Raw genomic sequence first — 13970 nt, forward strand, 5'->3', positions numbered from 1 at the left:
GGGAACTCGCCTAGGCAACCCATGAAGCGCTGTTGGGCTGGTCAAGGTGGCGTGCCAGGTAGCTGGCGAACTCGGCACGGCTGATGGCGTGGGCGCCCAGGCTGTGCAGGTGGTTGGTGGGCATCTGGCAGTCGATAAGCACGAAGCCGGCGTCTCGCAGGTGGTTGACCAAGGTCACGAAACCGACCTTGGAGGCGTTGTCGGCGCGGCTGAACATCGATTCGCCAAAGAACAGCTGGCCCATGGCCAGGCCGTACAGGCCCCCGACCAGTTCGCCGTCCTGGCGAACTTCGACCGAATGAGCGATGCCACGGCGGTGCAGCTCGCAGTAGGCGTTGCGCATGGTGTCGGTGATCCAGGTGCCGTCAGCGTAGTCGCGAGGCGCGGCGCAGGCGGTGATCACGGCCGGGAAGTCGGTGTCGAAGCTGACCTGGTAGCGGCCTTGGCGCATCAGCTTGGCCAGCGAGCGTGACACATGCAACTGGTCAGGCAACAACACCGTGCGCGGGTCGGGTGACCACCACAGGATCGGTTGGCCGTCCTGGTACCACGGGAAGCAGCCATGGCGATACGCCTGCACCAGGCGCTCGGGGCTCAGGTCGCCGCCGGCGGCCAGTAGGCCGTTGGGGTCGTGCAGCGCCTTTTCCAGGGGCGGGAAGGTCAGCGAGTCGCGGGTCAGCCAGGTGAGCATGGTCTATCGTGCGGTGGGGGAGGGGAGAGGGCAGCATGGCTTGGGTGAAAAGCGGGGTCAATCTCTTTGGGGGTTTCAAAGCCAGCGCGGTAACCTGCACAAGGCTACCCCTACAGGGAAGTGAGGCAGTTTTGCGGCAATTCAGGGCAATTTCCTACACATTCATCAAACCACAGGCACCATCCGCTACATTTGCTGTCACACCTGTGCAAAAACACAGCATAAGCCTTTGTCACGAAAGAAAATGCATGCTCAAATTGCAGCTATATGAATTCGCCCCCGGCCAAACCCCCATACGGCGTGCCGCCATGGCGGCTGGCGGGCAGTAATGTTAAAAGTAGTGGTTCGTTGGTCGCGCAGCGGCCGATCACTATTGGACGCGCACCACGCGCAGGAATAGACGCGTTTTGAAGAAATCCACCGCAACTCCAGCTCCATTGCCTGTGCCACTGTGGCGGCAGCAGCTGCATTATCGCCTCAAGGAAGGTGCGTTGATCGCTGTCGGCGCTCTGTGCCTGTACCTGTGGATGGCGCTGCTGACCTACGATACGTCGGACCCGGGCTTCAGCCACACCAGCAACGTCGACCAGGTGCAGAATGCGGCCGGGCGTGCCGGTGCCTACTTCGCCGACATCCTGTTCATGGTGCTGGGTTACTTCGCCTATATTTTCCCGCTGCTGCTGGCGGTCAAGACCTGGCAGATTTTCCGCGAACGCCACCAGCCATGGGACTGGAGCGGCTGGCTGTTCTCCTGGCGGCTGATTGGCCTGGTGTTCCTGGTGTTGTCGGGGGCGGCACTGGCGCATATCCACTTCCACCCGCCCGCCAGCCTGCCGTTCTCTGCCGGTGGTGCACTGGGCGAAAGCCTGGGCGATCTGGCGCGCAACCTGCTGAACGTGCAGGGCAGCACGCTGATGTTCATTGCCCTGTTCCTGTTCGGCCTGACCGTCTTCACCGACCTGTCGTGGTTCAAGGTGATGGACCTGACCGGCAAGATCACCCTCGACCTGTTCGAACTGGTGCAAGGGGCTGCTACCCGCTGGTGGGAAGCGCGCAACGAGCGCAAGCGCCTTGAGGCACAGCTGCGCGAGGACGAACCGGTGTTCAAGGCCGCGCCGATGGCTGCCGAGAAGCGCGAGCCGGCCAAGCCGTCACTGCGCGAGCGCATCCTCAAGCGTGAAGAGCCACCCGCTCAGCCGGTCGAGCCACGTGAGCCAACCCTTGCGCGCGAACCGATTGTGCCGCCACGTGAAACGGCGCCTGAGGCATTGGCGCCGCGTGAAACCGTGGTGCCCCGCCAGCAGCACGCAGCGCCCACCATTGTGCCGCCGTCCGCCGCCAGCAGAGCGCCGGAGCCGAGCAAGCGGGCGATGAAGGAAAAGCAGGCGCCGCTGTTCGTCGACAGCGCCGTGGAAGGCACCTTGCCCTCGATTTCCATCCTCGACCCGGCCGAACAGAAGAAGATCGAGTATTCGCCAGAATCCTTGGCCGGCGTCGGCCAGCTGCTGGAAATCAAGCTCAAGGAGTTCGGTGTGGAAGTGGCGGTGGATTCGATCCACCCCGGCCCGGTGATTACCCGTTACGAAATCCAGCCGGCCGCTGGCGTGAAGGTCAGCCGCATCGCCAACCTGGCCAAGGACCTGGCGCGTTCGCTGGCCGTGACCAGTGTGCGAGTGGTCGAGGTCATCCCTGGCAAGACCACGGTAGGTATCGAGATACCCAACGAAAACCGCCAGATGGTGCGCTTCTCCGAAGTGCTGGCCACGCCGCAGTACGACGAGCAGAAATCGCCCGTCACGCTGGCGCTGGGCCACGACATTGGCGGCAAGCCGGTGATCACCGACCTGGCCAAGATGCCGCACCTGTTGGTGGCCGGTACTACCGGCTCCGGTAAGTCGGTGGGTGTGAACGCGATGATTTTGTCGATCCTGTTCAAGTCCAGCCCGGAAGACGCGCGGCTGATCATGATCGACCCGAAAATGCTTGAACTGTCGATCTACGAAGGCATCCCGCACCTGCTGTGCCCGGTGGTCACCGACATGAAGGACGCCGCCAATGCCCTGCGCTGGAGCGTGGCCGAAATGGAGCGGCGCTACAAACTGATGGCGGCCATGGGCGTGCGTAACCTGGCTGGTTTCAACCGCAAGATCAAGGACGCCCAGGAAGCCGGCGAAATTATCCATGACCCGCTGTATCGCCGTGAGAGCATGGACGATGAGCCGCCTGCGCTGAAAACCCTGCCGACCATCGTGGTGGTGGTGGACGAATTCGCCGACATGATGATGATCGTCGGCAAGAAGGTCGAAGAGCTGATCGCCCGTATCGCGCAGAAGGCACGGGCGGCCGGTATTCACCTGATCCTCGCCACCCAGCGCCCGTCGGTGGACGTGATCACCGGCCTGATCAAGGCCAACATCCCGACTCGTATGGCGTTCCAGGTGTCGAGCAAGATCGACTCGCGTACCATCATCGACCAGGGCGGTGCCGAACAGCTGCTGGGCCATGGCGACATGCTGTACATGCCGCCGGGCACCAGCCTGCCGATCCGGGTGCACGGCGCATTCGTGTCCGACGACGAAGTGCACCGCACGGTCGAGGCGTGGAAGCTGCGTGGCGCCCCGGACTACAACGACGACATCCTCAACGGCGTCGAAGAGGCCGGTAGCGGCTTTGACGGCGGCGGCGGCGGTGGCGAGGGTGACGATGCCGAAACCGACGCCCTGTATGATGAGGCGGTGCAATTCGTGCTCGAGAGCCGTCGCGCCTCCATTTCTGCCGTGCAACGCAAGCTGAAGATCGGCTACAACCGTGCCGCGCGCATGATCGAGTCGATGGAGATGGCCGGCGTTGTCACCCCGATGAACAGCAACGGCTCGCGGGAAGTGATAGCCCCGGGCGGCCCGCGCGACTGATGAACACCCTGCCTGGCGCCAACGGTGGCGCCAGGCCTTTTCAACGCTCAATGAGGATTCCCATGCGCGCGATTCGCATGCTGTTGGTTTCTGCCCTGACCCTGGGCTCGGTTACTGCTTATGCCGGTGAGCAAGACGTACAACGCCTGACCCAGTTGCTGGAAAAGTCGCAGACCATCGAGGCCAACTTCTCCCAGCTGACCCTGGGCGCCGATGGCACCAGCCTGCAGGAAACCTCGGGCAAGATGACGGTCAAGCGCCCGGGCCTGTTCTACTGGCACACCGATGCACCGCAGGAGCAGGTGGTGGTGTCGGACGGCAAGAACGTCACCCTGTGGGACCCGGACCTGGAACAGGCCACCATCAAGAAGCTCGACGTGCGCCTGAACCAGACCCCGGCCTTGTTGCTGTCCGGTGACGTGTCGAAGATCAGCCAGAGCTTTGATATTGCGTCCAAGGAGCAGGGCGAAGTAATGGACTTCACCCTCAAGCCAAAGACCAAGGACACCCTGTTCGACTCGCTGCGCGTGTCGTTCCGCAAAGGCCTGATCAATGACATGCAGCTGATCGACAGCGTCGGCCAGCGCACCAACATCCTGTTCAATGGCGTCAAGGCCAACCAGGCGGTGCCGGACAGCAAGTTCAAGTTCGACATCCCCAAGGGCGCGGACGTGATCAAGGAGTAACCAGAGCTCGCCATGGACCTGTTTCGAAGCGAACCCGTCGCCCAGCCCCTGGCCGCCCGTCTGCGCCCGTCCAGCCTGGATGAGTACGTCGGCCAGGAGCACCTGCTGGCGCGCGGTAAACCGCTGCGCGAAGCGCTGGAACAAGGTGCGCTGCACTCGATGATCTTCTGGGGGCCGCCCGGGGTCGGCAAGACCACGCTGGCGCGGTTGCTGGCGCAGTTCTGCGATGCGCACTTCGAAACGGTGTCGGCGGTGCTGGCCGGGGTGAAAGAGATCCGCCAGGCCGTGGAGGTGGCCAAACAGCAGGCTGGCCAATATGGCCGTCGCACCATCCTGTTCGTTGACGAGGTGCACCGCTTCAACAAGTCGCAGCAGGACGCCTTTTTGCCCTATGTCGAGGACGGCACCCTGCTGTTCATCGGTGCCACCACCGAAAACCCGTCGTTCGAGCTGAACAACGCGCTGCTGTCACGGGCGCGGGTGTATGTGCTCAAGAGCCTGGACGAAGCCGCCCTGCGCAAGCTGGTCAACCGTGCGCTGACGGAAGAGCGTGGCCTGGGCAAGCGCAACCTGCGGGTGGGCGACGACGCCTTCAAGATGCTGATGGCCGCAGCCGACGGCGATGGCCGGCGCATGCTCAACTTCCTCGAGAACGCCTCGGACCTGGCTGAAGACGGCAGCGAGATCGACGTCGAGATGCTACAGAGCCTGCTGGGTGACAGTCGCCGCCGCTTCGACAAAGGCGGCGAGGCGTTCTACGACCAGATATCCGCGCTGCACAAGTCGGTGCGTGGCTCCAATCCCGATGGCGCCCTGTACTGGTTTGCACGGATGCTCGACGGCGGCTGTGACCCGCTGTACATCGCCCGCCGCGTGGTGCGCATGGCCAGCGAGGACATCGGCAATGCCGACCCGCGTGCGCTTAGCCTGTGCCTGGCTGCCTGGGATGTGCAGGAGCGCCTTGGCAGCCCCGAGGGCGAGTTGGCGGTGGCCCAGGCCATCACCTACCTGGCCTGCGCACCCAAGAGCAACGCGGTGTACGTGGGTTTCAAGACCGCCCTGCGTGAAGCGGCCGAGCACGGTTCGCTGGAGGTGCCGTTGCACCTGCGCAATGCCCCGACCAAGCTGATGAAGCAGTTGGGCTATGGCGACGAGTACCGTTATGCCCATGATGAACCCGACGCCTACGCCGCCGGTGAGGATTACTTCCCCGACGAACTGGAGCCGCGCCAGTACTATCAGCCGGTGCCCCGTGGCCTGGAACTGAAAATTGGCGAGAAGCTGCGCCACCTGGCTGACCTCGACCGCAACAGCCCCCGCCAGCGGAGAAAACCATGATTGCACTCATCGCCGCGGTCAGCGCCGGTGGTATTGCTGGTACCTTGTTGCGCTTTGCTACCACCAACTGGGTGGCGGCTCACTGGCCACGGCACTTCTATGCCGGTACGCTGGCGGTCAACCTGGTTGGCTGCCTGCTGATCGGCTTGCTCTATGGCTTGTTCTTGCACAAGCCGCTGGCGCCGGTCGAATTGCGCGCCGGCCTGATTGTCGGCTTTCTCGGTGGCCTGACGACCTTTTCCTCCTTCTCGCTCGATACCGTGCGCCTGATGGAAAGCGGGCAAGTGCCCCTTGCCTTGGGCTATACCAGTATCAGCGTGGTGGGCGGGCTGCTCGCAACCTGGGCTGGCCTGTCCCTGACCCGATTCTGAACCAACACCTACATATAACGAGAGAACGATATGCTCGATTCCAAACTGTTACGCGGCCAACTTCAGGAAGTGGCGGACCGCCTGGCCTCCCGTGGCTTCAGCCTGGATGTCGCGCGCATCGAATCACTGGAAGAGCGCCGCAAGGCGGTGCAGACCCGCACCGAACAACTGCAGGCTGAGCGTAACGCCCGTTCCAAGTCCATCGGCCAGGCCAAGGCCAAGAGCGAAGACATCGCCCCGCTGATGGCTGACGTCGAGCGCATGGCCAACGAACTGGCTGCCGGCAAGGCTGAGCTGGACGCCATTCAGGCCGAGCTGGATGGCATCCTGCTGACCATTCCCAACCTGCCGGACGCCAGCGTGCCGGTCGGCGCCAGTGAAGACGACAACGTCGAAGTGCGCCGTTGGGGCACGCCGAAGGCGTTCGACTTCGAAATCAAGGACCATGTGGCCCTCGGTGAAATCAGCGGTGGCCTGGACTTCGAAGCGGCTGCCAAGCTGTCCGGTGCCCGTTTTGCTGTGCTGCGTGGTCCGGTTGCCCGTCTGCACCGCGCTCTGGCGCAGTTCATGATCAACCTGCACACCGGCGAACATGGCTACGAGGAACACTACACCCCGTACATGGTGCAGGCGCCCGCGCTGCAGGGCACTGGCCAGTTGCCGAAGTTCGAGGAAGACCTGTTCAAGATCACCCGCGAAGGCGAGGCTGACTTCTACCTGATCCCGACCGCCGAAGTGTCGCTGACCAACCTGGTGGCGGGTGAAATCCTCGACGCCAAGCAGCTGCCGCTCAAACTGGTTGCCCACACCCCTTGCTTCCGCAGCGAAGCCGGCGCTTCTGGCCGTGACACCCGCGGCATGATCCGCCAGCACCAATTCGACAAAGTCGAGATGGTGCAGGTGGTAGAGCCGTCCAAGTCGATGGAAGCCCTGGAAGGCCTGACTGCCAATGCCGAGCGCGTGCTGCAGCTGCTGGAGCTGCCATACCGCGTGCTGGCCCTGTGCACTGGCGACATGGGCTTTGGTGCGGTGAAAACCTACGATCTGGAAGTGTGGGTGCCGAGCCAGGACAAGTACCGCGAAATCAGCTCGTGCTCCAACTGTGGTGACTTCCAGGCGCGCCGCATGCAGGCTCGCTGGCGCAACCCGGAAACCGGCAAGCCAGAGCTGGTGCACACGCTCAACGGCTCCGGTCTGGCCGTAGGCCGTACCCTGGTTGCTGTGCTGGAAAACTACCAGCAGGCCGACGGTTCGATCCTAGTGCCGGAAGTGCTGAAGCCTTACATGGGCGGCGTCGAGGTCATCCGCTAAATGGATTACCTGCCGCTGTTCCACAAGCTGCAGGGCGGCCGCGTGCTGGTCGTCGGTGGCGGTGAGATCGCCTTGCGCAAGGCGCGCCTGCTGGCCGATGCCGGCGGCGTGCTGCGCGTGGTGGCGCCGGACGTCGACGGCCAGTTGGCCGCGTTGGCCCGGGAAGGTGGCGGTGAGGTGCTGGTGCGTGGCTATCAGGCAGCCGACCTGGTCGGTTGCCGGCTGGTGATCGCGGCGACTGACGACCCTGGGCTGAATGCCCAGGTGTCGGCCGATGCGCAGGCCCTTAGCCTGCCGGTCAATGTGGTGGATGCGCCGGCCCTGTGTACGGTGATCTTCCCGGCGATCGTGGACCGTTCGCCGCTGGTAATCGCTGTTTCCAGCGGCGGTGACGCCCCGGTACTGGCACGCCTGATTCGAGCCAAGCTCGAGGCGTGGATCCCTTCGGCCTATGGTGAGCTGGCCGGGCTGGCTGCACGCTTCCGGCACAAGGTCAAATCCCTGTACCCGGACGTCAACCAGCGTCGCGGCTTCTGGGAAACCGTGTTCCAGGGGCCGATCGCCGAGCGTCAGCTGGCCGGGCAGGGGGCTGAAGCCGAACGTCTGTTGCAGGCGATGGTGGACGGCGCACCGGTGCAGCAGGGTGGTGAGGTGTACTTGGTTGGTGCAGGCCCGGGTGATCCGGACTTGCTGACCTTCCGTGCCTTGCGCCTGATGCAGCAGGCCGACGTGGTGCTGTACGACCGCCTGGTCGCACCCGCCATCATCGATATGTGTCGCCGTGATGCCGAGCGTATCTACGTAGGCAAGCGGCGTGCTGACCATTCAGTGCCGCAGGACCAGATCAACCGCCTGTTGGTCGATCTGGCTCGGCAGGGTAAGCGGGTGCTGCGCCTGAAGGGTGGCGACCCGTTCATCTTCGGCCGGGGCGGCGAAGAGATCGAAGAGCTGGCCGAGCATGGCATTCCGTTCCAGGTGGTGCCAGGCATTACGGCGGCCAGCGGCTGCTCCGCGTATGGCGGCATTCCGCTGACTCACCGCGACTATGCCCAGTCGGTGCGCTTCGTCACCGGGCACCTCAAGGACGGCACCAGCAACCTGCCTTGGAATGACCTGGTGGCGCCGGCGCAGACCTTGGTGTTCTACATGGGCTTGGTGGGCTTGCCGACCATCTGTGCCGAGCTGATTCGCCACGGGCGCGCCGCGAGTACCCCGGCGGCGTTGGTGCAGCAGGGGACCACGCGTAATCAGCGCGTGTTCACCGGCACCTTGGCGGACTTGCCAGACCTGGTGGCCCAGCATGAGGTGCATGCGCCGACCCTGGTGATTGTGGGGGAAGTGGTGCAGTTGCGTGACAAGCTGGCCTGGTTCGAAGGTTCGCAGAACAGCTGAAATCGTTGGGGCCGCTTTGCGGCCCATCGCATATGCCCCAGGCATTGCAAGGTCCTTGTAAGAGCGGCCTTGTGTTGCGATGGGCTGCAAAGCAGCCCCGGCTTTCTCAAGCCTGCCAAATCCCTTTGCCCGCCAACCGCTCTCGATCATGCGGCAAGCCAAAGTCCTGCAAAGGCCCTTTAGGCACGATCCCGTTCGGGTTGATGGTCTTGTGGCTCATGTAATAGTGCTTCTGGATATGCTCCATGTTCACCGTACCCGCCACCCCAGGCCACTGGTACAGCTCACGCAGCCAGTTCGACAGGTTGTGGTAGTCGCTCAGGCGGCGCAGGTTGCACTTGAAGTGCCCGTGGTACACGGCATCGAAGCGCACCAGTGTAGTGAACAGGCGTACATCAGCCTCGGTCAGGTACTCACCCGCCAGGTAGCGATTGCGGCCTAGCAAGGCTTCCAGGTAATCCAGCTCGTTGAACACATCCTCAAAGGCAGCCTCGTAAGCGTCTTGCGTGGTAGCAAAGCCTGCGCGGTACACACCGTTGTTCACCGCCGGGTAGATGCGCTCGTTCAGTGCTTCGATGGTCGGGCGCAGCGATGCGGGGTAAAGGTCCAGGGTATTGCCGGTCAGCTCGTTGAACGCGCTGTTGAATATGCGGATGATTTCTGCCGACTCATTGTTGACGATGCGCTTCTCTTTCTTGTCCCACAGCACAGGCACCGTCACGCGCCCAGTGTAGTGCGGGTCATCCTGGGTGTAGCGCTGGTGCAGGTACTGCAGGGCGTCGAGGTGGTCCCCGCTGGAGCCTTGCTGCTGATCGAAGGTCCAGCCATGGTCCTGCATCAGCCAGCTGACCACCGACACGTCGATCAACGGCTCCAGGCCTTTCAGCGCGCGAAAGATCAGGGTGCGGTGGGCCCATGGGCAGGCCAGCGACACATACAGGTGGTAGCGGCCGGCCTCGGGGGCGGGCAGCTGATTACGGCGCTGGGCATTCTCCCGCTTGAACGTGCCGTCCTTGCCGTTTTCATACCACTGGTCGTGCCAGCGGCCGTCGATCAATAGGCCCATTGTGAGCTCCTGAAACAAAGTTGTTTGTCGTTGGAGCCCAGTCTAGGCCAAATCGTTCGAAGAAATAGCGCAAAGATCGGGGTTCTATTATCGGCTAAATCGATCTATTTCGAGTGTCCCAGTAGCCTTGCGCTGTGACGAACGCCTGCTCGCGGTGCTGTCCCAAACCACGCAGGGCCAGCGCCATGGTCGCAATCAGGGCCTTCTCGCCATAACTGTCTTCCACTTCGCCACGCCAGAACGCCAGCAAGTGCTCTGCCTGCAGGCTGGGCGGCTTGACATGGCGTCGTTCGCTCAGCGCTGGCCACTCTTCATCCCACGCCTCACCTGCCGTGGTGCCGTAGAGATGGCTGATGACATCGGGATTGACCTCGATTTCGCCGCCATCACCCTTGATCACCACGGCATGGTCGCCCAGCAAGCGGCTGGCCTCGCGGTGCACGGCCTGGTAACCGGGGTGAAAGATGCTCTGCAATCCACAGCGAGCGCCCAGCGGGTTGAGTACTCGAGCCAGCGAGTGGATGGGCGAGCGCAGGCCCAGGGTGTTGCGCAGGTCGATCATGCGTTGCAGCTGCGGCGCCCAGTCGTGCAGCGGGAAGAATGCCAGCTGGTGCTGGTCCAGCGCGTTGCCGACGGCGGCCCAGTCGCGGCACAGCGGAATCTGCAGCAGGTCGAGGAGTTGCTCTGTATACATACGCCCGGCAGTGTGTGCGCCGCCGCCGTGCATCAGAATGCGCACGCCATTGTTGGCCAGGCACTTGGCGGCCAGCAGGTACCAGGGCAGGTGACGCTTCTTGCCGGCGTACGTGGGCCAGTCCAGGTCAACGGCGATGCGCGGCGCCTGCAGGTGGGCGCGCAAGGCCTCGGTGAAGCCGGCCAGCTCTTCGGCGCTTTCTTCCTTGTGCCGCAGCAGCATGAGGAAGGCACCGAGCTGGGTGTCTTCGACCTTGCCTTCCAGCAGCAAGGTCATGGCTGCACGGGCCTCCTCGCGGGTCAGGCCACGCGCGCCGCGCTTGCCTTTGCCGAGAATGCGCACGAATTCGGCGAACGGGTGTTCGGCGGGGGTTTCCAGAGTGAGCGGACGAAGTTCGGTCATATGCAGTTGGTCGGCTTGGGCAGGCCCGCCAGCTTGGCGGCAAGTTTGGCGGGGGTGCCGTTGAACAGGCGGTTAAGGTGCGGGCTGTTGCCCTTTTCAGGGCCCAGCTTGAGGGCCGTGTACTTGATCAGCGGGCGGGTGGCCGGAGACAGCTGGTATTCCTGGTAGAACTGACGGAGCAGTTCGAGGATTTCCCAATGGTCCGCCGTCAACGGGATACCCTCGCGCTTGGCCAAAGCCTCGGCGGCGTCGTGGGACCAATCTTGCAGGTCGACCAGGAAGCCATCCTTGTCCAGGGCGATCACCTGATCGCCAACGGTGAGCGTATTCATAGCCAGCTGTTGACCTTATCGTATTGCAGCGACAGTTCGACGAACCCGGCGTAGTCCACGGCCTTTGCCAGGTCGTTGCCGACCGCGCGGGCCTGTACATCCTCGTCCAGGGCGAACAGGCGCTGGGCCAGGCCGGCGGCTTGCAGATGGCCATGCGGCTCGCTGCCGCTGCGCAGGGCATACACGGCATCGCCGCACAGCAGCAGGGCATCTTCGGCACCGAGCAGGCGCAGGCAACTGGCCAGGCGCTCGTCGCCAAACGGGGAATGGGCAATTACATGCAGGGTCTTCATCAGAGCGTTATCACCTGGTCGAAACGGGCTATCAGGGCGGTCAGCGCTGCGTCATCGAGCACTTGCACCGGCAGCGCCAGGGTTTCGGCTGCCAGGCCACGGCGGGCCAGGCTGTGGTTGCAGGCGAACAGTTCTTCGACACCGAACATCGGCAACGCCTGCAGGTTGGCGGCCAGGTTCTTCTGTTGCACGGCGGCGGGTTGCTGGTCTGGCGCGAGCTGGAACACCCCATCGTCGAGGAACAGCATGCCCAACGGCAGGTCGAACGCGCCGCCAGCCAGGGCGATGTCCAGCGCCTCGCGGGCAGAGGGGCCATTCCACGGTGCCTGACGGCTGATGATCAACAAGGACTTGGCCATATCAGTCGCCTCCGAAGCAGACAAGGCGGTCGGCCACTTGCGCGGCCTCGTGCAGTTGGCCCAGCCCCGACAGTTCCCAGGGCTTGGGCAGGTTCACGGCCGGGCGCTGGTAGCGGTTGGCCTCGGCTTCGTCGAGCACGCCACGGCGCAGGGCGGCGGCGATACACACCACGGCGTCCAGCTGATGGGTCTGTATGAAGGTGCGCCACTGGCCAGCCACGTCCAGTTCGTCCTGAGGGGCGACGACGTTGGCCGAGGCACTGTGCACCCCGTCCTGATAGAAGAACAGTCGGGCAATCTCATGCCCGCCGGCCAGCACCGCCTCGGCGAAGCGCAGGGCGCGTCGCGAAGAGGGCGCATGGGCCGGGGAGAACACCGCGATAGCGAATTTCATGGCTAACTCATGCAAAGGAATGGTGCCATGATAAAGCAAAAAAGCCCGCGCCCGCTTGTGCAAGCGGGCGCGGGCTTTTCATTCAAACGCCAGGTTCAAGCCTGCTCCTTGCTCTCCGGCAAGAACCAGTTCAGCACCAGCGCACAAATCCCCCCGGTAGCCACACCCGACTCCAGCACATTGCGAATCGCCGCCGGCATGTGTGCCAGGAACTCCGGCACCTGCGCCACACCCAGGCCCAGTGCCAGCGACACGGCGATGATCAGCAGGGCACGACGGTCCAGTCGGGTGCTGGCCAGAATATTGATCCCCGAAGCCGCAACCGCGCCAAACATGACCATCGCCGCGCCGCCCAGCACCGGCTCCGGCACGGCCTGAATCACCCCGGCAACACTCGGGAACAGCCCCAGCAACACCAGCATCACGGCAATCCACATACCGATATGACGGCTGGCAATACCGGTCAGCTGAATCACCCCGTTGTTCTGGGCAAAAATCGAGCTAGGGAAGGTGTTGAACAGACCGGCCAGCAGCGAGTTGGCGCCATTGACCAGCACGCCCCCCTTGATCCGCTGCATCCACACCGGCCCTTCGACCGGCTGGCGCGACACCTTGCTGGTGGCGGTAACGTCACCGATGGCTTCCAGCGAAGTGACCAGGTAGATCACCAGCATCGGAATGAACAGCGCCCACGAGAAGCCCAGGCCAAAGTGCAGCGGTGTCGGCACCTGGAACAGCGCGGCCTCGTGCATGCCGGTAAAGTCCAGGCGGCCCAGGAAACCGGCCAGCGCATAGCCGACCGCGAGGGCGATGACGATGGCGCAGCTGCGCATCCACACCACCGGGATACGGTTGAGAACGACGATGATCGCCAGTACCACGCCCGACATCAGCAGGTTTTCGCCATTGGCAAAGGTGCCATTGGCCATGGCACCAAAGCCACCGCCCATGCTGATCAAGCCGACCTTGATCAGCGTCAGGCCGATCATCAACACCACGATGCCAGTCACCAGCGGGGTGATCAGGCGTTTGACGAAGGGCAGGATGCGCGACACGCCCATCTCGACGAACGAGCCTGCGATTACTACGCCAAAAATGGCTGCCATTACGCCTTCAACCGGCGTGCCTTGCTTGACCATCAGCGCACCGCCGGCAATCAGCGGGCCGACGAAGTTGAAGCTGGTGCCCTGAACGATCAGCAGCCCCGCGCCAAATGGGCCAAAGCGTTTGCACTGGACGAAGGTGGCGATACCCGAGATCACCAGCGACATCGAAACGATCAAATTGGTATCACGTGCAGATACGCCCAGCGCCTGGCAGATCAGCAGGCCAGGGGTGACGATAGGTACGATGATCGCCAGCAAGTGCTGCAGGGCTGCCAGCAGGCCGATCAACAGCCGTGGCTTGTCCTCCAGACCAAGCACCAGTTCATTGGCAGGCGCCGCTGCGCCTGGGCTGTGTTCGTGTGAGCTCATTGCTGAAAGCCGCCCCGGAAGAAAAAAGGAGCGCATTCTACGGGGTGATGATGGATAGCGGTAGAGAAAAGCAGGATGTCAGCATGATCGGCGACCATTTGCCTGATTATCTGACTTTTTGGTCAGTTATTGCGGTTACAGGCATAATTGGCTTGAAACTGATGTAGGTCCGCTGTTGGCGGTCAAGCTTTTCTGAGGTGTTCTACGCTTGTTTGTGTCAGGGCGGCAAGGCGCCTGCCTTGGTTTTTGTGGTG

General features: G+C 63.1%; 14 protein-coding genes. 6 read left to right on the top strand and 8 right to left on the bottom strand.

What is annotated here, in order from left to right; translation table 11 throughout:
- Positions 1 to 10 precede the first annotated feature (10 nt).
- Positions 11 to 691 (bottom strand): leucyl/phenylalanyl-tRNA--protein transferase, encoded by a 681-nt coding sequence (aat, locus tag ACF8FB_RS13920; protein ID WP_392511473.1) that lies wholly within the window; start codon positions 689 to 691, stop codon positions 11 to 13.
- Between the two features lie 407 nt (positions 692 to 1098).
- Here aat and ACF8FB_RS13925 point away from each other — a divergent pair, with 407 nt between their 5' ends.
- The 6 genes from ACF8FB_RS13925 (at position 1099) to cysG (ending at position 8701) form a co-directional block, all read left to right on the top strand.
- Positions 1099 to 3603 carry a DNA translocase FtsK gene (locus ACF8FB_RS13925; RefSeq protein WP_014590374.1) on the top strand — a complete coding sequence of 835 codons (2505 nt, stop codon included), beginning with the start codon at positions 1099 to 1101 and terminating at the stop codon, positions 3601 to 3603.
- A 62-nt stretch (positions 3604 to 3665) separates the two neighbouring features.
- Positions 3666 to 4289 carry an outer membrane lipoprotein chaperone LolA gene (lolA, locus tag ACF8FB_RS13930; protein WP_003251209.1) on the top strand — a complete coding sequence of 208 codons (624 nt, stop codon included), beginning with the start codon at positions 3666 to 3668 and terminating at the stop codon, positions 4287 to 4289.
- Between the two features lie 12 nt (positions 4290 to 4301).
- Positions 4302 to 5627, top strand: a complete 1326-nt coding sequence (locus ACF8FB_RS13935; protein WP_010954809.1) for a replication-associated recombination protein A — start codon at positions 4302 to 4304, stop codon at positions 5625 to 5627.
- The gene (crcB, locus tag ACF8FB_RS13940; RefSeq protein WP_003251205.1) at positions 5624 to 5998 is read left to right on the top strand and encodes a fluoride efflux transporter CrcB; all 375 of its coding nucleotides are present in this window, start codon (positions 5624 to 5626) and stop codon (positions 5996 to 5998) included. Before ACF8FB_RS13935 ends, crcB begins: the two co-directional genes overlap by 4 nt.
- 30 nt (positions 5999 to 6028) lie before the next feature.
- Complete coding sequence (gene serS / locus ACF8FB_RS13945) at positions 6029 to 7309, top strand: serine--tRNA ligase (RefSeq protein WP_392511474.1); 1281 nt, start codon at positions 6029 to 6031, stop codon at positions 7307 to 7309.
- Entirely contained in the window at positions 7310 to 8701 is a 1392-nt protein-coding gene (gene cysG / locus ACF8FB_RS13950; RefSeq protein ID WP_010954807.1) for a siroheme synthase CysG, read from the top strand.
- Between the two features lie 106 nt (positions 8702 to 8807).
- Here cysG and ACF8FB_RS13955 read toward each other — a convergent pair whose 3' ends face one another.
- From ACF8FB_RS13955 to ACF8FB_RS13985, 7 genes are all read right to left on the bottom strand, one after another.
- Positions 8808 to 9767, bottom strand: coding sequence for a glutathione S-transferase family protein (locus ACF8FB_RS13955; protein WP_049587789.1), 960 nt, complete (start codon positions 9765 to 9767; stop codon positions 8808 to 8810).
- A gap of 94 nt (positions 9768 to 9861) precedes the next feature.
- A complete protein-coding gene (locus ACF8FB_RS13960) occupies positions 9862 to 10863 on the bottom strand; it encodes a glycosyl transferase family protein (protein ID WP_392511475.1) in 1002 nt (333 codons plus the stop codon).
- Positions 10860 to 11195, bottom strand: a complete 336-nt coding sequence (locus tag ACF8FB_RS13965; protein WP_010954804.1) for a TusE/DsrC/DsvC family sulfur relay protein — start codon at positions 11193 to 11195, stop codon at positions 10860 to 10862. Before ACF8FB_RS13965 ends, ACF8FB_RS13960 begins: the two co-directional genes overlap by 4 nt.
- Positions 11192 to 11488 carry a sulfurtransferase complex subunit TusB gene (gene tusB, locus ACF8FB_RS13970; RefSeq protein WP_003251193.1) on the bottom strand — a complete coding sequence of 99 codons (297 nt, stop codon included), beginning with the start codon at positions 11486 to 11488 and terminating at the stop codon, positions 11192 to 11194. Before tusB ends, ACF8FB_RS13965 begins: the two co-directional genes overlap by 4 nt.
- Complete coding sequence (tusC, locus tag ACF8FB_RS13975; RefSeq protein ID WP_010954803.1) at positions 11488 to 11847, bottom strand: sulfurtransferase complex subunit TusC; 360 nt, start codon at positions 11845 to 11847, stop codon at positions 11488 to 11490. Before tusC ends, tusB begins: the two co-directional genes overlap by 1 nt.
- Before the next feature lies 1 nt (position 11848).
- Positions 11849 to 12241: a sulfurtransferase complex subunit TusD gene (gene tusD / locus ACF8FB_RS13980; RefSeq protein ID WP_003251188.1), complete on the bottom strand. Its 393-nt coding sequence runs from the start codon at positions 12239 to 12241 to the stop codon at positions 11849 to 11851.
- A gap of 95 nt (positions 12242 to 12336) precedes the next feature.
- A complete protein-coding gene (locus ACF8FB_RS13985; RefSeq protein ID WP_014859306.1) occupies positions 12337 to 13716 on the bottom strand; it encodes a nucleobase:cation symporter-2 family protein in 1380 nt (459 codons plus the stop codon).
- Positions 13717 to 13970 lie beyond the last annotated feature (254 nt).

Source organism: Pseudomonas sp. yb_2 (assembly GCF_043103905.1).
Lineage (GTDB): Bacteria > Pseudomonadota > Gammaproteobacteria > Pseudomonadales > Pseudomonadaceae > Aquipseudomonas > Aquipseudomonas alloputida.

Coding starts and splice junctions, on each gene's coding strand:
- tusB (WP_003251193.1), bottom strand. CDS start 11,488: ATGAAGACCCTGCATGTAATTGCCCATTCCCCGTTTGGCGACGAGCGC.
- aat (WP_392511473.1), bottom strand. CDS start 691: ATGCTCACCTGGCTGACCCGCGACTCGCTGACCTTCCCGCCCCTGGAA.
- serS (WP_392511474.1), top strand. CDS start 6,029: ATGCTCGATTCCAAACTGTTACGCGGCCAACTTCAGGAAGTGGCGGAC.
- ACF8FB_RS13985 (WP_014859306.1), bottom strand. CDS start 13,716: ATGAGCTCACACGAACACAGCCCAGGCGCAGCGGCGCCTGCCAATGAA.
- cysG (WP_010954807.1), top strand. CDS start 7,310: ATGGATTACCTGCCGCTGTTCCACAAGCTGCAGGGCGGCCGCGTGCTG.
- ACF8FB_RS13960 (WP_392511475.1), bottom strand. CDS start 10,863: ATGACCGAACTTCGTCCGCTCACTCTGGAAACCCCCGCCGAACACCCG.
- ACF8FB_RS13965 (WP_010954804.1), bottom strand. CDS start 11,195: ATGAATACGCTCACCGTTGGCGATCAGGTGATCGCCCTGGACAAGGAT.
- lolA (WP_003251209.1), top strand. CDS start 3,666: ATGCGCGCGATTCGCATGCTGTTGGTTTCTGCCCTGACCCTGGGCTCG.
- crcB (WP_003251205.1), top strand. CDS start 5,624: ATGATTGCACTCATCGCCGCGGTCAGCGCCGGTGGTATTGCTGGTACC.
- ACF8FB_RS13935 (WP_010954809.1), top strand. CDS start 4,302: ATGGACCTGTTTCGAAGCGAACCCGTCGCCCAGCCCCTGGCCGCCCGT.
- tusC (WP_010954803.1), bottom strand. CDS start 11,847: ATGGCCAAGTCCTTGTTGATCATCAGCCGTCAGGCACCGTGGAATGGC.
- tusD (WP_003251188.1), bottom strand. CDS start 12,241: ATGAAATTCGCTATCGCGGTGTTCTCCCCGGCCCATGCGCCCTCTTCG.
- ACF8FB_RS13955 (WP_049587789.1), bottom strand. CDS start 9,767: ATGGGCCTATTGATCGACGGCCGCTGGCACGACCAGTGGTATGAAAAC.